Below are 22,948 nucleotides of genomic sequence, written 5' to 3'. Positions count from 1 at the left end.
CTTTCGCGCATCATATTGAGGTAATTCAGTCTCGATATTCGCACCGATGGCCGTAAATTAGGCTCCGTAATCACTTGATGAGGAGCCACCCAATGAACTACATCAGCAACGCAGCCAACGAACTGACGCCGACGAACGCCGTCATCGAAACCATCCTGAGCCGTAGTGCTGCCAAGTACTATGACCGCGCCGCCACCCTGAGCGACGATGAGATCCGCAACCTGGTGCGGATCGGCACGTCCGCACCGACATCGTTCCACCTGCAGAACTGGCGGTTTATCGCCGTCCGTACGCCTGACGCCAAGGCACTGCTCCATCCGATCGCCTGGAAGCAGCCCGCGATCCTCGACGCCGCCGTTACTTTCATCATCGTCGGCCAGTTGGCCGATGCCAGCACGGTCCCCGCGCGCCTGGCGCCGGTCGTGGAAGCCGGCATCATGCCGGACCATCTGGTGCCGGAATGGGAAATCCCCGCTCGCGGCCTGTATGACGACCAGCCGCAGCGCCAGCGCGACGAGGCGGTGCGCTCCGCTACCTTCGGCAGCGCCGCAATCATCTATGCCGCCCGTTCGCTCGGCCTGGGTTCGACACCGATGATCGGCTTCGACGCAGAGGCCGTGCATCGCGAATTCGGCCTGGCCGAAGACGAAATCCCGGTGATGCTGCTGACCGTCGGGCCGGAGCGGGCCGGCAACTGGCCGCAGAAGCCGCGCATGCCGGTGGCCGACGTCCTGTCCTTCGCCTGATTACCAATCCAATCAAACAATAGGAGATTACAATGTCCAGAACCGTTGTTCTGACGCCGGAACAGGTGCCGGCTGAGTCGAAACAGACGCTCGACACGTTCACCAGGAACATCGGGTTCACGCCGAACATGATGGCGGCCTTTGCGCAGAGCCCCATTGCGTTCAACGCCTGGGCCACCCTGCTCGGCTCCCTGAGCAAGGCGCTCGACGTAAAGACACGCGACAGCATCGGCCTTGCCGTCTCGGAGGTGAACGGGTGTAATTACTGCCTGACTGTTCACAGCTTCACCGCTGAACATATGGCTAAACTGCCGGCCGATGACATCATTCTCGCGCGCAAGGGTCATGCTACCGACCCGAAGCGGGACGCCGCCGTCCAGTTTGCACGCAAGGTCGTCGAGACCCGCGGGCAAGTCAGCGACGCCGACCTGAAAGAGGTCCGGGATGTCGGCTACACCGACGCCAACATCATCGAGATCATCGCACTGGTGGCGATGTATTCGCTGACGAACTTCTTCAACAACGTCTTCGATCCCGAGAAGGACTTCCCTCTCGTCACTCCGGCTGGCTCGATCTGAGCCTTCGACTGCGCAACCTTTTGAAGCTTTGGGATCATTGACATGAATATTCTCCATATCGATAGCAGCCCGAGACAGGGATCGCACAGCCGCCAGCTTTCGGCGGCGATCATCGAAAAGCTTCTTGAGGTTGCGCCCGGCGCGAGCATCATTCGACGTGACCCTGGGGGCTGAACCCCTGCCGCAAACCGAAGCCATCTACGCCGTTGCGTTGGCGTCGCCGGCAACGTTGGCCGCCCCGCCGATGGGTTCTCTCGATCTTTCCGAAGCGCTTATTCGGGAAGTCGAAGCGGCCGACGCGATTGTCATCGGAACGCCGATGCACAATTTGACGATACCCTCGGTCCTCAAGGCGTGGATCGATCAGATCCTGCGTGTCGGCCGCACAATGAAGTCGACGCCATCAGGGAAGGTGGGAATGCTCCGGGACCGACCGGTCTATATCGGCGTGGCTTCCGGTGGCTTCTTCACCGGCGAGCGCGCCAACCAGCCGGATTTTCTCACACCCTATCTGTCGCTGGCACTCAGCTCCATCGGTCTGAAAACGCAACAATTTCTCCCGCTTCAAGGGACCGCCTTCCTGGATCGGAGCCAGGCGCCGTTAGCGAGGGACAAAGCCCTCGCCGCTCTCGACCTGACCGCCGCTGAGCATTTTCGAGAATTCCACGATCGTCCTGCGGTGCTTACGAGCGCTGGCAGACCGTTTCGCGATCCCCTCTGCTCAGGAGAGCGTCGCCAGCAGCATTCTGACCGCGCGCCGCAGGTTCTTGGCACGCCCGTATCTCAACCTCCGGCCGCCGCCGGACCGTGAACATGAGGTCTCGTTATGATTTTACCTACCAATGCGTTTCCCCAAATCGGCGACAGGATCACCGGCAAATCAGCATCGCCTGATGACAGCGCCGTCCGCGAATGGATCGGAGCAGAAGCGTTCGGCCATTGGACCGAACTGCGGACCTGGATTGACGAATTCTATCCGGGAGTTTTCGCGCCGGATTGGCTCTACGGCGGCAAGAACCGCGGTTGGTCCTTGCGCTATAAGAAAACGAAGGCGTTCACCACCTTGGTGCCGGAATACCGGCGGTTTTCGGCTCTTGTGGTTATGGGTGGAGCAGAGCGTGAGAAGTTCGAGGAGCGGCGTTATGTCTGGCGCCCGCAACTGGTCAAGCTTTACGATGAAGCCAAAACATATATCGATGGGAAATGGCTGACACTTGCCATCTCATCGGCAGACGATCTGCATGATGTGACGGACCTTCTGACGATGAAGCGCCCGCCACCACCCCGTAGTTGAAGCCGAATAAGCCGGGCTGTGCCGCGCGGTATCACACAGCAGTTCGATAACAAGGTCTTCGCGGAAGGCGTCAAGTCGATAACGAGTTGCGCGAGAGATCGAAAAGACCTTCCACGCCTGCAATTTACCCCAAACCAACAAATATCTGAGGAGACAATTCCATGAAAGCGATCGTAGTGACCGACCAGGCTGCGGGAACAGCCGGAATGAAGCTGCTGGAGCGGCCCGAGCCGCAGGCCGCGATAAACGACGTCGTTGTTGAGGTCCATGCAGCGGGGTTCGTCAATACCGAACTGGACTGGCCTTCGACCTGGACCGATCGGACCTTCCGTGATCGGACGCCATCGATCCTCGGGCATGAGCTGGCCGGTGTGATCACCGCGCTGGGCTACGGCACCACGGGGCTGTCGATCGGTCAGCGGGTGTTCGGCCTGTCTGACTGGTATCGCGACGGCACACTTGCCGAGTACATAGCCGTCGAGGCACGCAACCTCGCGCCGCTGACGGGCGACGTCGACTTCACAGTTGGCGCAAGCCTGCCGATATCTGGCCTGACCGCGTGGCAGGGGCTGTTTCAACATGGCCGCCTTCAAGCCGGGCAGAGCGTCCTCGCACACGGCGCGGCTGGCGCCGTCGGCTCGATCGTGACGCAGCTTGCGCGGGAAGCCGGCGCCTATGTCATCGGTACCGGACGCGCCGCTGACCGCCAGAAGGCTCTGGACTTCGGTGCAAATGAATTCGTCGATCTTGGAAACGACACCTTAGAAGACGTGGGTGGCGTCGATCTGGTGTTCGACGTTATCGGCGGCGATGTTCAGAGGCGGTCCGCAGCGCTGATCCGGTCCGGAGGTACGCTGGTGACCGTCGTCGGACCGGCTGAGGCGCGGCCCGCCGACGGCCTTGCGATAGACTTCGTCGTCGAATCTGATCGTGCCCAATTGAGTGAGATCGTCCAGCGGGCGCGGGATGGACGCCTGCGGACGAACATCGGCAAAGTCTCGACCCTCGACGACGCTGTTGCGACCTTCAACTCGAAAGAGCGACGCGGGGGGAAAACGGTTATCCGCGTTACCCCGTGAGGACTCGGGGAGGGAGGGCGTTCCTCTCTCCCCGACTATCGTTTAAGGGGCAGCGACCTTCGGCTCCGTAAGCTGTTGCGCGAGCAAGCCGGCGTTAGGCGTGAGCGTGGAGAAATCACGCGCACAAAGATGAAGCCGCCTAAGCGCCCAGGGGTCTCGCAGCGGTACCATTGACAAGCCGATCTGCCCCAGATCTTTGGTGGAAGCCTCCGATAAAATGGCGATCCCAACACCGGACTCGACCAACATCGCGACGTCCTCAATCCGTCTGAGTTGAATGCGGTAGTAGATCTGGCGACCCAGGCGAGCTGCACGTTCTCCCAAATGAACTTCCAGTGCGGCGTCGGACAAGCCGACGAACGGCTCGCCCACGACGTCCGCAAAAGCGATCGATCGTTGGTCGCTGATGCGATGCTTTTCGCTCACCACGACGACAAGCTGGTCTTGCGCAATAACGCGAGTCTCCAACGCTGCCAAATCGGCGATGTCGGCCACAACTCCTAAATCAGCTCGGCCTTCCGCGATAGCCAGGGCAATCTCCGTGCTTGGCCGTTCATTGAGATCAATGGAAAGATCCGGATAAGCGACCAGGAACCGGCCGAGTTGATACGGTAGAAAAGCAGCCAACCCGGCCGTGTTGGACAAGAGCCTGATGCGCCCTTTCAGGCCAGTACCGTAGCCGCGCAGTTCTCCACGCATCTGCTCCACTTGCTCCAGGATCAAACGGGCATGGCGAACCAGGGCATCACCGGCCGCAGTCGTCGTGACCCCCCGCCTATTTCGCTCCAGGAGCTGCGCGGCAAGCGAAGATTCCATTCCGGAAATACGTTCGCTCACGGAAGCGAGAGCCAGATTCATGGTCTCGGCGCCCTTGGTGAGGCTGCCTTGCTCCACCACAGTCAGGAACAACCGCATATCCGTCAAATCGAAGCGCAAAATCTTTTCCTTCGGCGTTGCCGAAACCACCCTTCGGAAATGGCCAATTGTGGCGTTTGGCCGGCGAGTGTATCTAAGTACATCCGACGCCATATTCGCCGATTTTTGGTGATAGAGCAAGAATTGGATAGTCGCGTCCTGATGAGAGCTACGTTTGCTCGCCGATCTGCCATGCCATATGCGCGCGGCTGCCATCGGCTCGCTCGAAGTCTTCAATGCAACACAGCGCTGTTCGAGTGGATCAAAATGACTGCTTATCTTTCGTCGCATGTACTACTTGTCGTGTTGACGTTTTTCCTCGCCGGGATCGTCAAGGGCGTGGCCGGGATGGGCCTGCCGACCGTCGCCATGGGTGTCCTCAGTGCGATCATGTCGCCGGTCAGCGCAGCTTCGCTGTTGGTCATTCCATCGTTTGTCACCAATTTTTGGCAGCTATTCACGGGGCCGAATTTCCTGACCCTGATAAGAAGGCTTTGGCTGATGATGCTCGGCATCATGGTTGGCACACTCGCCGGCTCATGGCTGCTGACGAGCGCCAATACGGAATACGCAAGTGTCGGATTGGGCTCCGCCTTGATTCTCTATGCGATGCACGGCCTGTGGGCGAAGCCATTGTCGGTACCTGCGCGCCTTGAGCGTTTATTGTCGCCTGTTATTGGGTTGACAACCGGGGCGATCAACGGAGGAACTGGGATTTTCACACTTCCTGCGGTTCCCTATCTCCAGGCTCTCGGCCTTGCTAAGGGCGATCTAATTCAGGCACTGGGACTGTCGTTCACGGTTTCAACAATTGCGCTTGCGATGGGCTTAGCTCTTGGCGGAGCTTTCCACCTTGGAAACATGACCTTGTCCGCACTTGCGGTCATTCCCTCATTGCTGGGCATGTGGGTCGGAACAGCAGTCCGTGAGCGCATAAGTGCAGCAACCTTTCGGCGCTGGTTCCTGATCGTCCTTGCCATTCTTGGCCTGGAACTCGCCGTTCATCCATTCTTCCTCTGAGGCAGAGGACGATGCCCAGATCGCAAGCCCGTATGTTTCATCGGGCGTCGCCACCATCAACGGAGAAGAACATGTCCCGCATCGCTATCCCTGGGCCAGGCGAGTCGCCCGCCGAATCGCAGGCAATTCTGGACCACGTCAGCAAGACGCTCGGCTTCCTGCCGAACCACTATCGTCTCATGTCCATCAGTCCGAACGCCCTCGGCGGTTGGGCGGGCCTGATGGGGCCTGTGTCGAAGACCCTCGACCTGAAGACGCGGGAGGGGATGGCGCTCGCGGTCTCGGAGGCGAACGGCTGCGACTACTGCCTAGCTGCGCACAGCTACGTCTCGACGAAATTGGCGAAGATTCCGTCAGAGGAGATCGCGCTGAATCGGCAAGGCCAGTCGGGCGACCCGAAGCGGCAAGCTGCAGTGGCCTTCGCGAAAGCGCTCATCGAGACGCGGGGTAAAGTCTCCGATGCGCAGTTCGCGGCGGTCAAGGACGCTGGATGGACCGACGCCAACGTCGTCGAGATGATAGCGTTGACAGCCCAATTCCTGCTGACCAACTTCATGAACAACGCGGTGCAGACTCCGATCGATTTCCCTAAAGTCAGCCCTGCCTCATAGTGTTATATCGTAAACGTAGTACCTATCTTCATCGTTCGTGGGCCGGAGCCACGCCACAGTATCCGGAATCCCTCCATCGTATCCGGGGCTTGCCGGCAGTTCGCCACGACCTTCCAATCGCCTGTGGGGATACCCAATTCCGACAGCAAGGCGCTCTTCGGCAACTACATCGTCTTTGACAAGTTTGACTGAGAGACGCCACCTGCCATGCAACGCCGAGACTAACGCGCGACTATTTGTATGAAACAAAGAATTCTCATCTGCTGAAATATTCCATCACTGATAGTTATCGCTGGAAACTTACTACACGCCTACAGTTTTGACGGAATCGTCGTGGCAGGGATTGTTAAATCAGCCGATGCTGATTGACAGCGGCCGCAACAAGCGTGACGGTGGTTTCCAATTGGGGGATACCATGGGCGAACCTGATCAGGGAGCAAGCGTCTATATTCTTGGGCATTCAGACCATGAGCTGGAGCGGTTGCGACGTCAGGCTCAGCTGATTGATCCGATCACCCGAGGTTTTCTTATCGAAGCAGGAATTGGCCCCGGGATGAGCGTCCTTGATGTCGGCAGCGGGGCTGGCGATGTCAGCTTTCTTGCTGCGGAATTGGTGGGGGCCTCCGGACAGGTTGTCGGAGTTGATCGATCGGCGATAGCTGTTGCTAAGGCTCGTGAACGTGCCGAGCAGCGTTCACTGAACAACATCACATTCGAACAAAACGAATTGTCATCGATGGTGTTCGACCGCACCTTCGATGCGGCGATTGGCCGTTATGTCCTTTGCTTCCAATCCGATCCCGCCTCGCTTGTTCGGTCGATTGCGAGGCTTGTGCGTCCGGGCGGAACCATCCTGTTCCATGAGCCTGACAGGTCACTTATGCGCTCGTATCCACCTGTGCCGACTTATGATCGTGCCTGTGAATGGGTGGGCGAGACCTACCGCCGGTCCGGCGTCGACGTGAGAATGGGCATTAAACTCTATTCGGCATTCCTCGATGCTGGTCTTTCGGGGCCTAGTATGCGGTTGCACGCGATCATAGGTGGTGCGAACGCGTCCGATGAATTACACTTGGATGCCGATCAGGCGGTTACTCTCGTCGCCGACATGGAGCGCCTGGGAGTGGCAATGGCAAGCGAAGTCAGCGCCGAAACGCTAGTTGAGCGGATAACACGGGAACTCACCGAAAATCAGGGCGTCATTATCGGCCGCGCAGAGATCGGAGCCTGGTCGCAGACGTAAAGGCGGCGCGACTTTTGCTACCACGAGTGCCCGTTCGTCAGAGGCACGGTTGCCGGCTTGTTTTCCGGATGCGCCCAGCGATTGCTGCAGCAGCCCGAAATCCGGCCGCCCCTCCGCATCCAGCACGACGGCTTCGCCGTCGATGATCATCGTCGCCGGCCCGAGCGCTCGGGCGGCCTCTGCGATTGCCGGAAACCGATGCGTCCAGTCATGGCCGCCGCGGGTGAGGATCCTGATCCCCCGCGGCTCGATATGAACGGTAAGGCGATAGCCATCCCATTTCAGCTCCCAGCTCCACTCGCTTCCCTTTGGGGGACGGGACTTCAGTTGCGCCAGCGCGGGCTCGACACGCTCGGGCATCGGATCGAACAGCAGCTGCGGTTGGGCTGGATTGCGCCTGCCTCGCGGCCGGGAACGGATCGGGGCCTCGGTGTCACGAAGGAGGGGTTTTGATCTCGGAGGCTTCGGCATGCCGACAGTTCAGCAGAAAAATCTTAAAGACACTGTGACGATGCCGACTTGTCCCCGCAATTCACACAAAGGGATTAGCGCTCGCAAACGCTCGGAAAAAAATACGCCGTCCGCTATTCAGCTGATTCCCATGAGTATTCTGCTGATTTCTAATGTTCAGGATAATATTCCCATTCCTCCGGTTGCTTGACTCTTTAATTGCGTCGGAACAGAAAGAGAACATCCGCATTTGTTCGACATGATGTCGGCCGACAACACGACCTTGAAGGGAGCCGTGAACGATGACTGCTGCCCGTGAACGGGTGATTTCCGATTTGCGCGAGCGCATCGCCTCGCTGGAGGGCGTGTCAGCCAGAAAGGCTGGCTGTCTGTCCTTCGGCGTATCGGAAATCGATGCGGTGCTGCCGGGAGGTGGTCTGGCCTATGGCGCCCTGCACGAATTTGCCGGCGGCGGAGCAGGGACCGTCGATGGTGCGGCGGCAGCGCTCTGTGCGGCAGGGATCGCGGCCCGCACCAAAGGCCCGATCGTCTGGTGCCTGACGCGCCCAGATCTGTTCTTTCCGGCGCTCGCCCAGGTCGGACTCCACCCCGACCGGGTGATCTTTGTCGAATCCGACAAGGAGGAAGACGTTCTGGCAAACATGGAGGAGGGGCTGTCCTTCGGTGGGCTCGGCGCCGTCGTCGGTGAACTCGTTCGCCTGCCTATGGTCAGCTCCCGCCGGCTGCAGCTGGCAGCTGAGCGGACGGGCACGATGGCGCTCGCTGTCCGACGCTGGCGACGGCAGACGGAGGCGAATGATTTTGGCCAACCGACGGCGTCGACCACGCGATGGCGGGTGAGCGTCATGCCGTCGGAGGAATTGCCAGTGCCGGGCGTCGGAAGGGCTCAATGGTTGCTGGAATTGATGCGCGTGAAAGCGGGTGAATGTGCTGAGTTTCTCGTGAGGGCATGCGATGACAAGGGTCGTCTCGATCTATCTCCCGGATCTGCCGACGGATCGCATTCGTCGCGCCGATCCGTCTATTCCGCCTGAACAGGCGATCGCCGTGATCGCCAGGAGCGGCTCGAAACGCTGGGTGTCGGCCGCCGACGCGGCCGCCAGAAAAGCCGGCGTGCACATCGGCATGCCGGCGGCGAAAGCACAGGCGCTGTTCCGCGGCCTGATGCTGGTCGATGCGGATCCTGTAAAGGATGCAGCAGCACTCGAACGCATTACCCTTTGGGCACTGACGCTCTATTCGCCGATCGTCGCAGTCGACGGGATCGACGGGATCGTCATGGACACCGAGGGTGCCGATCACCTGCAGGGCGGCGAGCTCGCCATGGTGACGAAGATCGCCAATCAGTTCCTGGCCAAAAAACTCACCCCCCGTGTCGCGATCGCCGACACCTGGGGTGCGGCCCACGCCTGCGCCCGTGCCATCAGCCGCGAAACGGTCATCGTGCCTTCAGGTGAGACCGTCCGCGCCGTCGAAAAGCTGCCGATATCGTTGCTGCGCCTTCCCGGGAAAGTCGTCAGCGATCTGCGCACGCTTGGCTTCCAGACCATCGGCGAATTGGCCAACACGCCGCGTGCACCGCTGACGCTCCGTTTCGGTCCGGAGATCGGCCGGCGGCTGGACCAGATGTTCGGCCGCGCTTCCGAACCGATCAATCCGATCCGCACCGCCGAACTGATCGAGGTGAGCCGCGCCTTCGCCGAACCGATCGGTGCTGCCGAAACCATCAACAAATATGTCGGCCGGCTGGTCGTGCAACTGATCGAGGAGCTGCAAAGGCGCGGCCTTGGTGTTCGGCGCGCCGACCTGATCGTCGAAAAGGTCGACGGTACGCGGCAGGCAATCCGCGCCGGCACGGTGAAGCCGGTGCGCGATGTCGCCTGGCTGACGAAGCTGTTTCGCGACCGGACAGAGAAGATCGAGCCCGGCTTCGGGATCGAGAAACTCAACCTGGTTGCGGTGATGGCTGAGCCCCTGGAGGAGCGCCAGAAATCCTCCTCGCTGGTCGAGGAGGAAGTGAAGGACGTGACTCCGCTGATCGATATTTACGGCAACCGTGGCCAGCGTGTTTATCGGGTGGCACCCGTTGCATCCGACGTGCCAGAGCGCTCCGTCCAGCGCATCAGTCCCGCTGCCGATCCGGTCGAGGTCACCTGGGTCAGTCATTGGCGCCGGCCGGTGCGGCTGCTGGTCCGTCCCGAACTGATCGAGGCCATCGCCTTGCTGCCGGACCGCCCCGCCGGTCTCGATCACCTGGCGCGGCAGGCGCCGGAAGGTCAAGCAGGCCGATGGTCCGGAACGGATCTTTGGCGAGTGGTGGCAGCGCGACGCTGAGATGGAGGCGGTGCGGGATTACTTCGTCATCGAAGACGAGGCCGGCGAGCGTCTCTGGGTGTTTCGCTCCGGTGATGGCATCGATCCTGAAACCGGAAGCCATCGCTGGTTCATGCATGGGATCTTCGCATGAGTTATGCCGAGCTGCAGGTCACGACCCATTTTTCCTTCCTGCGCGGTGCAAGCTCGGCGCAGGAATTGTTCGAAACCGCCAAGGCTCTCGGCATCGAAGCCCTCGGCGTGGTCGATCGCAATTCGCTGGCGGGGATTGTCCGGGCACTCGAAGCATCCCGTGCCACCGGTTTGCGTTTGGTCGTCGGTTGCCGGCTTGATCTGCAAGACGGCATGTCGTTGCTGGTCTACCCGACCGATCGGGCTGCCTATTCCCGGCTGACGCGACTGATCACACTTGGCAAATCGCGCGGCGGCAAGAACAACTGCATCCTGCACTGGGACGATGTCGTCGCATACAACGACGGCATGATCGGCATCCTGGTGCCGGATCTGCCGGATGACGCCTGTGGAATCCAGCTGCGCAAGATGGCCGAGGTGTTTAGCGATCGGGCCTATGTGGCGCTCTGCCTCCGGCGCCGGCAGAACGACCAGATGCGGCTGCATGAGATTTCCAATCTCGCCGCGCGGTTCAAGGTGAAGACGGTCGTCACCAACGACGTCCTCTTCCATGAACCAGGTCGACGGCAGCTGCAGGACATTGTCACCTGCATTCGGACCCGCACGACGATCGACGAGGTCGGCTTCGAGCGCGAGCGCCATGCCGACCGCTATCTGAAGCCGCCGGAAGAAATGGAGCGGCTGTTTCCCCGATATTCAGAGGCCTTGGCACGAACCATGGAGATTGTCCGTCGGTGTAAATTCTCGCTCGAGGAACTCACCTACCAATATCCGGAGGAGGCGATCGTGCCGGGCAAGGATGCTCAGGCCTCGCTGGAGCATTATGTCTGGCAATGCGTGCCCGATCGCTATCCTGAAGGACTACCGCCTGATGTGTTGAAGGTTGTGCGGCACGAGCTCGATCTGATCCGCACCATGAAATACGCTCCTTATTTTCTGACCGTTTTCTCGATCGTGCGTTATGCGCGGTCTGAAGGTATCCTCTGCCAGGGAAGGGGTTCTGCCGCCAACAGCGCCGTCTGCTACATTCTCGGCATCACCAGCATCGATCCCTCGACAAACGATCTTCTGTTCGAACGCTTCGTCAGCCAGGAGCGCGACGAGCCGCCGGATATCGATGTCGATTTCGAGCACGAGCGGCGCGAAGAGGTGATCCAGTGGATCTATCGCACCTATACACGGGAAAAGGCAGCGCTCTGCGCCACCGTGACCCGCTACCGGGCGCGCGGCGCGATCCGTGGCGTCGGCAAGGCGCTCGGCCTGCCGGAAGACGTGATCAAGGCGCTGTCTTCGGGCATGTGGGCCTGGTCGGAGGAGGTCTGCGATCGCAATGTCCGCGAGCTCAATCTCAATCCAGACGACCGGCGTCTCGTGCTGACCTTGAAACTCGCGCAGCAATTGATGGGCGCCCCGCGGCACCTCGGCCAGCATCCGGGCGGCTTCGTCCTCACCCATGATCGGCTCGACGATCTCGTGCCGATCGAACCGGCGACGATGAAGGACCGGCAGATCATCGAGTGGGACAAGGACGACGTCGAGGCGTTGAAGTTTATGAAGGTTGATGTTCTGGCGCTTGGGATGCTGACCTGCATGGCGAAAGCGTTCAAGCTCATCGAAGAGCACAACGGTCGGACACTTGACCTTGCCGTCGAACAAGAGGATCAGGCGACCTATGCGATGATCCGCAAGGCCGATACGCTCGGCACGTTCCAGATCGAAAGCCGCGCGCAGATGGCAATGCTGCCGCGGCTGAAACCCCGAACCTTCTATGACCTCGTGGTGCAGGTCGCAATTGTCCGGCCAGGCCCGATCCAGGGGGACATGGTGCATCCCTATCTGCGCCGGCGCGAAGGCAAGGAGGCGGTCGAGTATCCGACGCCGGAGCTTGAGGCGGTGCTCGGCAAGACGCTGGGCGTGCCGCTGTTTCAAGAGTCGGCGATGAGGGTGGCGATGGTCTGTGCCGGCTTTACCGGCGGCGAGGCCGACCAGCTTCGCAAGTCGATGGCGACCTTCAAGTTCACAGGCGGCGTCTCGCGGTTCAAGGACAAGCTGGTATCGGGAATGGTGAGGAATGGCTACACGCCGGAATTCGCCGAGAAGACCTTTTCGCAGCTCGAAGGCTTTGGCTCCTATGGTTTCCCGGAGAGCCATGCGGCGTCGTTCGCATTGATCGCCTATGCGTCGAGCTACATCAAATGCCATTATCCGGAAGCCTTCTGTGCGGCGCTCATCAATTCGCAGCCGATGGGATTTTACGCGCCGGCGCAGATTGTCGGCGACGCGAGAGCCCACGGCGTCGAGGTGCGGCCGGTCTGCATCAATCGGTCCCGATGGGACTGTACGCTGGAGCGCATCGGCAATTCTGGTCGCCATGCCGTACGGCTCGGTTTCCGGCAGGTGAAAGGATTGGCGGTCGCTGACGCCGCGCGCATCGTCGCGGCGCGCATGAACAGCATCTTTGCCTCTGTCGATGATATGTGGCGACGATCCGGCGTGCGATCGGAGGCGCTCGTCCAGCTTGCCAAGGCCGATGCCTTTCTGCCGTCGCTGAAGCTCGAACGCCGGGACGCCCTCTGGGCGATCAAGGCGCTGCGCGACGAACCCCTGCCGCTGTTTGCGGCGGCTGCCGAACGGGAGAGGGCTGCAATCGCCGAGCAGCGGGAGCCTGAAGTCCTGCTTCGACAGATGACGGACGGGCACAATGTTATCGAGGACTATAGTCATACCGGACTGACATTGCGGCAGCATCCGATCGCCTTCCTACGCAAGGATTTATCAGTGCGCAACATTATCACTTGTGCCGAGGCGATGAACTCGAGGGACGGGCGTTGGGTCTATACCGCCGGACTTGTGCTGGTGCGGCAAAAGCCCGGATCGGCCAAGGGCGTCATGTTCATCACCATCGAGGACGAGACCGGGCCGGCCAACCTCGTCGTCTGGCCGACGCTGTTCGAAAAGCGGCGGCGGGTCGTTCTCGGATCCTCGATGATGGCGATCAATGGCCGGATCCAACGGGAAGGGGAGGTCGTGCATCTTGTCGCCCAGCAGCTGTTCGACCTGTCAGGCGACCTGACGGGCCTTGCCGATCGCGATGAAGAGTTCAACCTTCCAGCCGGCCGTGCTGATGAATTCGCCAGAGGTGGCGGACCCGATCCACGGGACAAACCGAAGTCGGTTATGGCCGCGCGAGACATGTTCGTGCCTGACCTTCATATCGATACGCTGAAGGTGAAGAGCAGGAATTTTCATTGACGGTCTGGTTTTTGGCCTGAACGCGCAAAAAGCAGCACCTCTTTCCCATAGTGGTGAGTGGTGAGTGGAGACGACGAACTCATGGCGGCCGAGCGTCGTTCCCGAGAAGGCATTGACAAACGTGCCGGCATGTCGCCACCTCGTTTCAACGCATGGAGAGTTGCGACTGGCATCTTTGAGAATTACGCTGAGCGTATGAGTTCCCTAGCCCCACGAGAACATGTTCCTTGCGCAGCGCTAACGGTCCTCTGGCTTTTCTAGGTCATCGTTCCGTCGCTTCGAGGTGCCCCTCTTCTTTGGCGCGAGGAACGTCATCTCGAGGGAATTGGGCGGCTCGGCGACGATAAGACATCGCACGAACTCTGCAATCACGGGAGAGGGCCAAATACGTCCTTACGAAACCCGTGGGACCAGCCTCATAGCAGAAGTGAAGCTTGGAACCGCGCTTGGAAAGCTTGTTGACCATTGAGGCCACCCAGGTCGGCTCCGAGGAGATGTCGCCCAAAAACCGCACTTCGCCGTTGCGGGATCCGTCGGCAATGGCCACCGAAATCTTTCACTTCGACGTATCCAAGCCAATGAAAATTACGCTATCGTCTGTCATGGTTCGCCCTCGCTAAGCTTGGGGCAAGGCTCCGGCCTATCCAGAGCAACCCCCGAAATCAGCTTACCGCGGGGGCGGGCCACTTTCTCCCCACGAACATGCGGTCTAAGGCGCCGGAGCGTCGCGGCGCGAAACTAGGATCATCATGTGGCGAAGGCAATGGTGATTGCGATGGGCCGTATATCATCGGCTGAGGCGCCGCGAGCAACTGGCTGTGAGATCGTGGTAGGCATAGACATGGCGTAGCCTCTGATGCCCCCCTTGTCAGTTCATGCGCACTCGCCGGCCAATGTGCGACAATCCGAAGCGTACATTTGATCGCACAGCTTTAAATCACCCGTATTCCAAAGATCGTGGATTGCCCGAACCAGGCCGATGTTATCTACTGGCGTCCTCCCTATAACAACTTCGATGTGCTGTCGGTGTCAGGCGAGTGCGCACAGCTTTTAGCGAAAACAATGATCGCGCACATAGCGTCGGTCTTCGGGCCTTCTCGGCGAGGAACGCCCCGGTCTGCTCGTGCTGCCCCTTGCCCGCGAAATTATTGCTGCCTCGCCGGTTATGTGCGGGGACTAACTGTTCGTCAATATTTGCGCGTCGCCCGTGCAGACTCGGCTTGCAATGCTGCCAGCAGATGCAATGCTCGGTCAGCTAAGCCCGTCGGCACAAAAATGTGATCGTGGTGATATGCTGCCACCATGTTGCACGGAATGCCAGCGTCTGCGAGACAGGCAGCGACGCCCGCCGTAAGGCCGACGCCGTCGAGCGCAGAATTCACGTTGAGGGTGATCTGGCGCATCGCAAGCGAAGTTTCGAACCCCGCTTCGTGGGCTTCTCCTTTCTCAAGGACCACTGCCAAGCCTTCCCTTTCTTGGAATGTCGCAATCGGATTCAGATCGTGAACTTTGCTCCCATCATTAGGTATCGAGCAGAACACATACTCGCCGTCTATGAGCGAGGGCGTCATGTTCGACAGCATTTCGAACTTGTCTCGCAAAACAGTAGTCATTTTTGGCGGCCTCCGTTGTCTATCATCAGGTGTCTTAGAGCCTGACCGAAAAAGAGTTGAGTGAAACCAGGCCGTTGTGATTCTGTTTGTTTGCTTAGGACGAACGGAGACCACAATGGGCTGGACTGATTTCACCCGTCGGCAATATGCCCGACGGGCAATGCGGTATGCAAGCGATCTGACGGACCGGGAATGGGGATTGATCTCGCCTTGCCTGCCTGAACCGAGGCGGCTGGGCAGGCCGCGCAGTACCGATCTTCGCGAGGTCGTGAATGCGTTGCTTTACATCGCCGCGACTGGGTGCCAATGGCGGATGCTGCCCAGGGATTTTCCGCCTTTTACAACTGTGCAGTCATACTTCTACGAATGGCGAGCGACAGGGCTGTGGGGTCGGATCAATCATCGTCTTGTAATGGCGACGCGTGAACTGGAAGGCCGGGAAGCCTCCCCGTCTGCGGGCGTGATCGACAGTCAAAGCGTAAAAACCACGGGATCACGCCTTCGGCAGTGTCGTAGCGCATAAGGGCGCTTGAGGAAAAGGTTGGCGCGGTCTTGATCATCCGACGCCATCAGTGCCGGCCCACCCCAATTGGAGAGCGTCACGCTGAGGAAGTGGGTCTACTCTTATGTTCGTTTTCAAGCTCTTTGGTCATGATTTTTCCTTTCCGACTTTGATGACGAAAGCACATGCATGAACTGATGAACAAAGGAGGAGACAGAGCATTTAGACGACGGATGGCATATCCACGCGGCATCGGACTGGCCTACCGCCTCGATGGTTCGCCGCGTGCCGAGTCGCTCTGATCAAGTCCGCACAGGGTGTTGTGCGAGCGAGGATCGGACACGTTCTGCAGCCTGTGGAGTTGGAAGCCAAAGGTTAAGAGCGGGCGACCGGACCGTTGCGGTCGCTGTCGAAGATCCGCGTAACGCGGTGAGGGCAGATCGCTGTCCATTCAGCGACGAATGCTGTGGAAGGATTCGGGCACTAGCCACGATGGCGACGGCGCCGCCTATACCGAGTTACCGAAGCGCTATTGAGAAAGCAGGCGCGGAACTGGAAAGTCTAGTACTTTGTCCGTGTAGCTTTCGACCAAGGCGCTAAACGGCGTGCCGTCCTGAAGTTTCAGTACAGCACGATGTTCGAGCAGGAACGGCGGCAGGCTAAGGGAACTTGTTTGATGCGCTATTAAGCCCTCCATGTCCCAGCCTTCGGATAGAGGGGACCAGAGCAACTTGGCAGACAGGTTTGTGCGAGTGAAATTAAGAGCCTGAACGGCTCTGCCAAACGCGATGTCGCTGGTCTTCAACGTCTGATTCACCTCTGCAGTTAATTTTGCGGGTACATACCAATTGTCGGCTTCCGACAAGACGCGGTCGCCGCAGACCAGGCGGACGCGGCGATAAGCGATCAGCTCACCGGGTCCGACGGTCAGAAGTTCACGGATGTGCTCATCGGCCGGCTTGTCTTGCCCGCCCACACGCTGCGCTACAATCTTGGAACCTTCCGGTGCAAGCTTGTGCGCGGCGCACCAGCGATCAAGGGTCAACGTAGCACTGGCGTTACTCAGGAGATTGGCATTCAAGGTCTGAAGGACCGCAAGCGCTTCCACTCGAGATGTCGGCGAGTTCAGCCACTGAGACCCTATAGACGGTTCTTGCGCAATTGCGATCTGGGTGCCCAGCACGATGGCAGTCGCTGCAAGTGCGGCGATGCGAATGCGTTTCGAAGAACAAAATGACACGGAGAACGAAATCCTTTCTGCAGTAAATTTGATGGGCGAACCCTGCGCGTCAAGTTTCGTTGATTTTGGTGGCGACCGCGCGTTGTCAGCGTATTTGATACCGGCCGCAAGATTTGAACTGCGCCTTGCGGGTACCGTTTAACGGTCGGGTTCCCGATAGACTTTCTTACCATCTTCCGATGTTCCTGCCGTGCTGGTTCACACCTGTTGAAGCCTGTGTGCCCGGGCCGTCCTTTGCTTGCGTCGCATCAAGGTCGTTCATGATATCCTCCATCCGCTCGCCGACCTGTTGTTGGAGTTTGCAAGCGTTGGCCACCGAGCCGGCGCTTCCACCCTGTAATATGGAAACCCGATAGACGTGGATTTCAAATGAGGAACATGGCGGCCGGTCCGAATCTTCCTCATCATATATCGTAACTCTCGCTTAACGGTTCAGCGCCTTTGTCGCCCCTCCCTCGTTGCGGAATGTTCATATAGCTGGAGCGGATAAAATAGCTCGCAACCGACAGCAAAATCGAGGAGCAATTGTTGGAAAAAGGTCTTCTTCGGCGACGCAGAGCCCTCCTTCCGGTCGAGTGACAATTGTAGACCAGGCAGCGACACGCCGTCGATGGTTGCCAGCCGCAGATGCGAATAGCCAAGACGCTTGGCTGATGTCTTTTGGTGATCCATGTCGTCGTGCTCCTTGTGCAAGCCTCCCGACGATGACGTCGCCGGCAAGATTTCAGGATTCATCGGAAAGAATTTTCCTGTTGCACTATCGTAACTCATCATAACAGGACACTTTACGAAAACGACGAACAACGCAACAGATGTGTGGGATATATGTTAAAGTATATCTCTTCCAATTTGTCAGCTCTTACTTTCCGCTTCGAAAACGCGTAAGTTGGGGAATACGTTGTAATATATGTTACTATATACATCGCGCTTCATATCTTGGCGGCCGGATGAAATGGCAGATCTCTAACGGGTACGGCAAACGCTCGCTGGTCGAAACGGCACGATACAAGTCCATCCTCGGGCGGCGTCTGCGGGCGAGGTCGCGGCCCGGTCAGCAGACGAAGGCGTCATCAACTGCGCCGTTCTCAACCCATGCTTGACTGCGCACGTCCAAATCCGTGGGCCGCAAGGCACCACGGTATGATCAGCCGTTTCAAAAGACCGGCAAGGATATGAGCAAGGTCGTCGTGGGCGGCGTCGACGCCACGCAGGACGCGGAGTTTGCTCGCATCCTGTGTGGCGTTGGAAGATCCACAATCTCCAAGGTGCCAAGACTATGAACGACCCCTGAGCTCAGGCCGCGCTTGATCCCGATGCGCCGTTCTTCGGCGATCTCTTCAAGACGACGGCCGATCAACAGCGCCCGGCAGGTTTCGCACACGCTCTGGCCAAACCTGCCGGCCATGAGCGTATCACGCCGAGGCAATTCTCGAATGTTTGTCCATCGCTCGCCGCTTGGAAATGATCAGTACACCACTTCCCACGAGCCCCCTTCCGGGGCGAACGCTCCTGCCAGATCGGAAGCTGCTTGTGGGCCTTCGTGAGTGTGCGCCGCAGCTGTGAGCTTGGGTTACCTCTCGTCCGCTGCCATGCAAGGGTGGTTGTCCGCCCTGGTCGCGTCAGACCTGTACTCCGCTGCACAAACTGATAGAAAGAGCGCCCGCGGAGATCGAAGAAACTGTCCGTTGCCGGACGCGGTCGGCAGCGGTGGAACTAGAAAACGGATGCACGTTTTCCGGCCGCCAAAAGGAGCCCTAAACGACATGAACATGGTCCCGAAGATTGCGAAATCCCCAGCTGCCCCGTCCGTTGGCGCTCTGCTTGCAGAAGCTCGCCTGGCTCGCGGCTATTCGCTGGACGACGTCGCAGAAACCACTGGTTTGACTGTGGCCGAGGTGACAGCTCTAGAGAACGACGCGGATTTCGACGCGTCGAGGATCCGAAGGACCGCATCCGCTCTAAGGATTCTAGAAAAGATATGCGATGCGCCGCGCTGACATCGTTGAACAGCTTCTTCCACCGCTGCAACTCTTGAAGGAAGATGGGTGCAGAAACTCACGGGTCGCGCTTCAACGGGATGCTGTTCTAACTCCGGCGCAGTTTTTAAAACTTCTTGGGCCACGGACGGCAACCACAAAAGTCTCCATGGAAAGACGATCACCGATTGGGGTGGGGAGAAAACATGGGAACCGAACAGCTGTTACGATTGATCGTCCAGTAAGCTTCTTGAAGGACTCGCTCAATAGGAATGAATGACGTGACGATAGTTGACGACTTGATCGTGCTTGCCACTCGCATGGGGGCGGCCTCGGGGTAGTGTCAGCAGATGCGTGCCGCCGATGAAGACGTCGAGGCGATCGTCGAACAGACACACCGCAGCCGGTGGCCGATCAGGCGGGAAGGCACGGTGTAGAAGAGCTTGCGCAACGCGAAGCCGCCGGTGCTCGATACGGTGACGATGACCTCTTCGAAGTCGGTGGTGCGACGATCGGCAAGAGCTTGCAGATGCGTGCGCTTGGCATCGATGCGCTTGCCATGTGCGGCATTGCGACGGCTGACGATCTCATCGATGAAGGCGCGATAGGATCCGAGGTCGCCAAAGTCCCTGTTCCGCGCATCAGCAGAGCATCGCGGATGCATTCTTGAGATGGCCGTGGGAACTTTCGATCGAGCCGTTCTCGTGCGCGACGCCCTTGTTGTTGCGCGTCGGTATCATGCGGCAATGAGCGCACAGTTCGTCGTAGCGCTGCGTCAGATCGACCTTGGCGTCGGCATCGAGGTTGCGGAAGGCGGCCGAACCGACCGCAGGGCGTTCTGCAACCCCTCGGCCAGAGCGACGAAGCTCTCTCCACCCAGGACGACATGGGCATGCTCGAAGCCCGACCAGACCAGCCGGAAGTGATAAAGCAGATGATCGAGCGATTGGCCGGCGATCGTCACGCCGAGGCTGCCCATGTCGGTAAAATCCGACAGTCCTAACCGACCGGGTTCGTGCATCTGACGGAAGATCACTTCCTGCTCCTGACCGTGAACAGCCCGCCATGATCGAATACGACGCTCAATCGTACGGCGAACACCTTCTGACAACTCTGGATGAGGCCGCAGCATCTCGTTGTAAACGGCGACTGCTCGGATGCCGGGCGCGGCCTTGAGAAGCGGAACAATCTCGGCGTCGAAGATGTGCTCAAGGGGATCGGGGCGACGCCGGTCGCGCGGCGGCTTGGTCTGCGATGGGAGACGCTGTGTTGTCGGTACTTCATAAAAAGCCTCGTCTGATGATCGGTTAAATGGCGACCCGGCACAAAGTTGATTCTCCATTCTCAGAAAATCACCGACGCTACGGGGCCCAACCGCGATCATGAGACGCCGAAAAATTGCACCGCGGCGGGGGTGTAACTCCGGTCGGGCTACGCCCTCCCTTCGTCACACCCCCGCCGCCGAGTCTCATCCTGATTGACGCTGAGTCTCAACTTGTTTGTCGCAGCGCAGCCTGCTGCGCGCTAGACTGTCATGGAAGCGTTCCTGTCAAATTCCAGACCGTCCCGCTGTCCATGCTCTGACGGAGCACCGAGATGGTGCCGTTGGCCGCTCCCCTTTGATGGGCGGGATCCGTCGTCTGTTGCACGGAATTGAAGATCATTGCAGCAGCGACCGTACGTCCACCCATCTGGACTTGGATGTTCGCATCACCCGCCGCGGTTCGTCCCTGTATGTCGACACGGGCAACGCCCACGGTGTGCAGTGTGCCAGCCCCACGTCCCAGATCGGCGAAAGTGATTTGTGCAATGGCAGCGCTACAGTCATTCCGCTGCTCATGGTTCGGGGTAACTCCTCCCCGAATTGCGTTGTTGGTGTTCGTCTTGGTCAACGGCATGATGAACTCCTTCGTGCTTCCTGATGATGTATGACGGCAACGAAACACTTAGGTTCTGTTTTGGACATCTTTAATCTCCAGATCGCCTCGAGCTCAGAAAGCCTTGGCCGTGCGTGAAGCATGATACGTCTTCGGCGCCGCTCCGACATCGACATCCTCGTCGCGGATGCCGGCGAGCACGTCCACCCCCTTTTGGGACTTGCCGACATTCTCGGCGAGTTGCCAGTTCCGCCACTTCCCGCCATAGTTTGTGTCCCTTCATGTGTTCAGCCCAATGAGGTTATCCCGCAACGCGGATGCCGCGGCCGTTCCGCTGCCTCGCAATAGCTCTCAAGATTCGTGCCAACCAGGATGATACAGCCGACGAACAATAAATTGCTGCTATTTCAACTTCCTAGCGGAAAATACGTGATTGGGCGAAGACGAATGCGTTTCGCGAAGCCGACAAAGGTGACGACAATGTCGTAAGTTGGACGTGGAGAATCTCGGTTAATCGGGCCGTCCGGGACTGCGACTTACGGTCCGTGCAGAAGAAATTGAGCGGAGATCGCATTGTCTTGAATTTCTAGGGGGAGGCCGATTGCTGATTTTTGTTGCAAAGCAGGAGCATCTGACGCGGCAACCACCGGCGTGCTTCCCCAGCTTTTCTTTCAAAGATCACCCGCAAGTACCCGGATTTCCGCAAGCGGCTCGGCCGGTCGATACCGCCCGAATAAATCGCGCTCGGCGTCTGAGGATCAGAGTACGCCTGCGGATCATCGTCTGATAAATGCGCCGCGGCGTAACTCCATTCATCACATCTCTGCACGCCGTGCCACACCCTGACTGACGCTGAGGGTCACCCGTTCATCGTCTACAACGTTGGCTCCCACAAAAGCGACAGGCTAATCAATTGGTCAAAGAAAAAAAGCGCCCGGCTCCTCGTCTTGCCCGCCATTCGCCCGACCTCAATCCAATCGAAATTGGTTTTCCAAGTTCAAGGGTCTTGCTGCAACGAGTAGCCCGAATTTTTGAATCCATCACCTAAGACCTCGGTGGGGTCGTCAGCCTCTTCTCGATGCAATCGCTCGCCATGTGGGTCGTAGAGAGTTGTGCACTTCGTGCGACGAGTGCCGGGGCCGGCGAAAACGCGAAGTAGTCACAAGAATCAGTCACAGTGAGCGGCGTCAACGGAACTAAATCCGACGGCTGCGATTCGATCGTTTTGTCACGGTTGCGTCCATAAGTGGTTTTCTGCGATTGGAGCCGCGTGTGAGCCGAATACTTAAAAAGGATAGACCGAATGGACGGCAGTCGTTATCTGAAAGGCTTGTTGCGATGGCTGAAGACGTCGCTGAAAAATTACCACAGACACCAGAGGCTTCTTTAAAGTGAAAAAAGTGCAGCGCAGCTTTGCCGTGGAGTTCAAATCAGGTCGGCGAAAACTGAATTCCAAACCGAACTCGATTTGGGGAGACACCGATCTCAAGTCCGTTGCTCAAGATCTGCAGGACGAGGCAATGCCATTTATGTCACTAGCTCCTCACGCAAAAAGTAGCGAGATGCTTGTATCCGGAGAAGAACAGGCCGGGCCGTTATTGACACTGCCGATTGAGCAGGAGAAAAATGCATCGGCTTTACAGGAGACCATAATGGCCGACGAAAACGATACGATGACCAATGCTAACACGCCGGCCGCCGCGGCGCCCGATGTACCGAAGAAGGTGCGCAAACCTCGCGCCAAGAAGGTGGTCCCTGCAACGGCCCCAGTCACCGTTTCGGCGGAACCGGCAGTTGCTTCGGGTGCCGCAGTTGGAAAACAAAAAAGAGGACGTAAGGCAAAGCCTGACGAAGGTACGCCGAGTGCCAAGCGCGCGCCTGTCAAACGTGCTCCGAAGGCTGTGTCGACAGCGGCGGCACCGTCGGTGGCGGCAGTTGATGAGATCGCGGATCTTCTGCAGCTCGAAGAGGAAAACCAGAGACTGCGCAAGCTGCTGGCGGAAAAGCTCCGCGCTGAAAATGCCGATCTGCGAAAGCGACTGAACCTCGGTTGATCGGCAGCAGA

General features: G+C 58.8%; 20 protein-coding genes and 6 pseudogenes. 17 read left to right on the top strand and 9 right to left on the bottom strand.

Annotation, left to right across the window (positions count from 1 at the left end):
* The first annotated feature begins 92 nt into the window (after positions 1-92).
* From N2A41_RS19735 to N2A41_RS19710, 5 genes are all read left to right on the top strand, one after another.
* On the top strand, positions 93-746 hold the full coding sequence (locus N2A41_RS19735) for a nitroreductase family protein (RefSeq protein WP_260109517.1): 654 nt from the start codon (positions 93-95) through the stop codon (positions 744-746).
* 32 nt (positions 747-778) lie between these two features.
* Positions 779-1,324, top strand: a complete 546-nt coding sequence (locus N2A41_RS19730; protein ID WP_018068136.1) for a carboxymuconolactone decarboxylase family protein — start codon at positions 779-781, stop codon at positions 1,322-1,324.
* A 157-nt stretch (positions 1,325-1,481) separates the two neighbouring features.
* The gene (locus N2A41_RS19720; protein ID WP_260109515.1) at positions 1,482-2,135 is read left to right on the top strand and encodes an FMN-dependent NADH-azoreductase; all 654 of its coding nucleotides are present in this window, start codon (positions 1,482-1,484) and stop codon (positions 2,133-2,135) included.
* Between the two features lie 15 nt (positions 2,136-2,150).
* Positions 2,151-2,618: a DUF3788 domain-containing protein gene (locus N2A41_RS19715; protein ID WP_260109514.1), complete on the top strand. Its 468-nt coding sequence runs from the start codon at positions 2,151-2,153 to the stop codon at positions 2,616-2,618.
* Between the two features lie 161 nt (positions 2,619-2,779).
* Positions 2,780-3,697: an NADP-dependent oxidoreductase gene (locus N2A41_RS19710; protein ID WP_260109513.1), complete on the top strand. Its 918-nt coding sequence runs from the start codon at positions 2,780-2,782 to the stop codon at positions 3,695-3,697.
* A 42-nt stretch (positions 3,698-3,739) separates the two neighbouring features.
* On the opposite strand, the gene N2A41_RS19705 is transcribed toward N2A41_RS19710, so the two are convergent.
* Positions 3,740-4,633 (bottom strand): LysR substrate-binding domain-containing protein, encoded by an 894-nt coding sequence (locus tag N2A41_RS19705; protein WP_260109512.1) that lies wholly within the window; start codon positions 4,631-4,633, stop codon positions 3,740-3,742.
* A 246-nt stretch (positions 4,634-4,879) separates the two neighbouring features.
* On the opposite strand from N2A41_RS19705, the gene N2A41_RS19700 reads away from it, so the two are divergent.
* From N2A41_RS19700 to N2A41_RS19690, 3 genes are all read left to right on the top strand, one after another.
* On the top strand, positions 4,880-5,632 hold the full coding sequence (locus tag N2A41_RS19700) for a sulfite exporter TauE/SafE family protein (RefSeq protein WP_260109511.1): 753 nt from the start codon (positions 4,880-4,882) through the stop codon (positions 5,630-5,632).
* 71 nt (positions 5,633-5,703) lie between these two features.
* Entirely contained in the window at positions 5,704-6,243 is a 540-nt protein-coding gene (locus tag N2A41_RS19695) for a carboxymuconolactone decarboxylase family protein (protein ID WP_222277500.1), read from the top strand.
* Between the two features lie 358 nt (positions 6,244-6,601).
* On the top strand, positions 6,602-7,486 hold the full coding sequence (locus N2A41_RS19690) for a class I SAM-dependent methyltransferase (protein ID WP_260109510.1): 885 nt from the start codon (positions 6,602-6,604) through the stop codon (positions 7,484-7,486).
* 36 nt (positions 7,487-7,522) lie between these two features.
* On the opposite strand, the pseudogene N2A41_RS19685 reads toward N2A41_RS19690, so the two are convergent.
* Positions 7,523-7,957, bottom strand: a pseudogene (locus N2A41_RS19685) (ATP-dependent DNA ligase); the annotation flags it as partial.
* On the opposite strand from N2A41_RS19685, the gene N2A41_RS19680 reads away from it, so the two are divergent.
* The 4 genes and pseudogenes from N2A41_RS19680 to N2A41_RS19665 all read left to right on the top strand — a co-directional run bounded on the left by N2A41_RS19680 (position 7,956) and on the right by N2A41_RS19665 (position 13,675).
* Positions 7,956-8,147 (top strand): hypothetical protein, encoded by a 192-nt coding sequence (locus tag N2A41_RS19680; RefSeq protein WP_260109509.1) that lies wholly within the window; start codon positions 7,956-7,958, stop codon positions 8,145-8,147. The pseudogene N2A41_RS19685 and the gene N2A41_RS19680 sit on opposite strands and share 2 nt — an antisense overlap.
* A gap of 91 nt (positions 8,148-8,238) precedes the next feature.
* Entirely contained in the window at positions 8,239-8,991 is a 753-nt protein-coding gene (locus N2A41_RS19675) for an ImuA family protein (RefSeq protein ID WP_260109508.1), read from the top strand.
* A pseudogene (locus N2A41_RS19670) lies at positions 8,912-10,424 on the top strand (Y-family DNA polymerase). The gene N2A41_RS19675 and the pseudogene N2A41_RS19670 overlap by 80 nt, the downstream one beginning before the upstream one ends.
* A complete protein-coding gene (locus N2A41_RS19665) occupies positions 10,421-13,675 on the top strand; it encodes an error-prone DNA polymerase (RefSeq protein WP_164011321.1) in 3,255 nt (1,084 codons plus the stop codon). The pseudogene N2A41_RS19670 and the gene N2A41_RS19665 overlap by 4 nt, the downstream one beginning before the upstream one ends.
* 346 nt (positions 13,676-14,021) lie before the next feature.
* Here N2A41_RS19665 and N2A41_RS33335 read toward each other — a convergent pair.
* Together N2A41_RS33335 and N2A41_RS19660 are read right to left on the bottom strand one after the other, a co-directional pair.
* Positions 14,022-14,228 (bottom strand): annotated as a pseudogene (locus tag N2A41_RS33335) (IS110 family transposase); the annotation flags it as partial.
* Between the two features lie 634 nt (positions 14,229-14,862).
* The gene (locus tag N2A41_RS19660; RefSeq protein ID WP_003551151.1) at positions 14,863-15,288 is read right to left on the bottom strand and encodes an ACT domain-containing protein; all 426 of its coding nucleotides are present in this window, start codon (positions 15,286-15,288) and stop codon (positions 14,863-14,865) included.
* 115 nt (positions 15,289-15,403) lie between these two features.
* On the opposite strand from N2A41_RS19660, the pseudogene N2A41_RS19655 reads away from it, so the two are divergent.
* Positions 15,404-15,784, top strand: a pseudogene (locus N2A41_RS19655) (IS5 family transposase); the annotation flags it as partial.
* A gap of 535 nt (positions 15,785-16,319) precedes the next feature.
* Here N2A41_RS19655 and N2A41_RS19650 read toward each other — a convergent pair.
* Positions 16,320-17,030 (bottom strand): hypothetical protein, encoded by a 711-nt coding sequence (locus N2A41_RS19650; RefSeq protein ID WP_020486867.1) that lies wholly within the window; start codon positions 17,028-17,030, stop codon positions 16,320-16,322.
* Here N2A41_RS19650 and N2A41_RS19645 point away from each other — a divergent pair.
* Positions 17,005-17,172 carry a hypothetical protein gene (locus N2A41_RS19645; RefSeq protein ID WP_260111132.1) on the top strand — a complete coding sequence of 56 codons (168 nt, stop codon included), beginning with the start codon at positions 17,005-17,007 and terminating at the stop codon, positions 17,170-17,172. The two genes, N2A41_RS19650 and N2A41_RS19645, sit on opposite strands and share 26 nt — an antisense overlap.
* Before the next feature lie 290 nt (positions 17,173-17,462).
* Here the strand turns inward: N2A41_RS19645 and N2A41_RS19640 are convergent, their stop codons facing one another.
* Positions 17,463-17,765: a hypothetical protein gene (locus N2A41_RS19640; protein WP_017991543.1), complete on the bottom strand. Its 303-nt coding sequence runs from the start codon at positions 17,763-17,765 to the stop codon at positions 17,463-17,465.
* 206 nt (positions 17,766-17,971) lie between these two features.
* On the opposite strand from N2A41_RS19640, the pseudogene N2A41_RS33445 reads away from it, so the two are divergent.
* A pseudogene (locus N2A41_RS33445) lies at positions 17,972-18,206 on the top strand (hypothetical protein); the annotation flags it as partial.
* Here N2A41_RS33445 and N2A41_RS19630 read toward each other — a convergent pair.
* Complete coding sequence (locus N2A41_RS19630) at positions 18,184-18,435, bottom strand: hypothetical protein (RefSeq protein ID WP_131604704.1); 252 nt, start codon at positions 18,433-18,435, stop codon at positions 18,184-18,186. The pseudogene N2A41_RS33445 and the gene N2A41_RS19630 overlap by 23 nt on opposite strands.
* 358 nt (positions 18,436-18,793) lie before the next feature.
* On the opposite strand from N2A41_RS19630, the gene N2A41_RS19625 reads away from it, so the two are divergent.
* On the top strand, positions 18,794-19,027 hold the full coding sequence (locus N2A41_RS19625) for a helix-turn-helix domain-containing protein (protein WP_131604703.1): 234 nt from the start codon (positions 18,794-18,796) through the stop codon (positions 19,025-19,027).
* A 248-nt stretch (positions 19,028-19,275) separates the two neighbouring features.
* Here the strand turns inward: N2A41_RS19625 and N2A41_RS19620 are convergent.
* A pseudogene (locus N2A41_RS19620) lies at positions 19,276-20,332 on the bottom strand (IS21 family transposase); the annotation flags it as partial.
* A 206-nt stretch (positions 20,333-20,538) separates the two neighbouring features.
* Positions 20,539-20,904 carry a hypothetical protein gene (locus N2A41_RS19615; RefSeq protein WP_260109507.1) on the bottom strand — a complete coding sequence of 122 codons (366 nt, stop codon included), beginning with the start codon at positions 20,902-20,904 and terminating at the stop codon, positions 20,539-20,541.
* 1,370 nt (positions 20,905-22,274) lie between these two features.
* On the opposite strand from N2A41_RS19615, the gene N2A41_RS19610 reads away from it, so the two are divergent.
* A complete protein-coding gene (locus tag N2A41_RS19610; protein ID WP_017991538.1) occupies positions 22,275-22,937 on the top strand; it encodes a transcriptional regulator in 663 nt (220 codons plus the stop codon).
* The last annotated feature ends 11 nt before the right edge of the window (positions 22,938-22,948 follow it).

The sequence above is a fragment of the Rhizobium sp. SRDI969 genome (assembly GCF_025152725.1).
GTDB lineage: Bacteria > Pseudomonadota > Alphaproteobacteria > Rhizobiales > Rhizobiaceae > Rhizobium > Rhizobium leguminosarum_I.
Note: the sequence above shows the minus strand (reverse complement) of the source record. Positions and strands in the feature narration are given on the sequence as shown.